Origin of the sequence: Tritonibacter sp. SIMBA_163, from assembly GCF_046535935.1 — a bacterium.
GTDB classification, from domain to species: domain Bacteria; phylum Pseudomonadota; class Alphaproteobacteria; order Rhodobacterales; family Rhodobacteraceae; genus Epibacterium; species Epibacterium scottomollicae.
In genome coordinates, this window is record NZ_JAWJBP010001557.1 from 1 (window position 1) to 229 (window position 229).

The following is a 229-nucleotide window of genomic DNA, read 5'->3' on the forward strand; positions in this document are numbered from 1 at the left end:
CCGGCGCCATGCCACACAGACGGGCGCGAACAAGACGCCGCCTGCGGCGGAAGACGCGGACAGCAAACCAAGCCCGGCGCCCGAGCCCGAGCCGGAGCGCCGCACCAATGCGGGAGCAGCGGGAACGCCCCGTTCCGACGGGCGCATTCTGGCCGCCCCCAGAGCGCGCAGAGTGGCGCGCGAACAGGGGCTGGATCTGGAGGGTTTGGTGCAGGGGTGACACCCCCAG

Annotated in this window: 1 pseudogene; it reads left to right on the forward strand. The window is 72.9% G+C overall.

The features are described from left to right. Positions 1 to 220 (forward strand): annotated as a pseudogene (locus tag R0J92_RS27500) (pyruvate dehydrogenase); the annotation flags it as partial. Positions 221 to 229 lie beyond the last annotated feature (9 nt).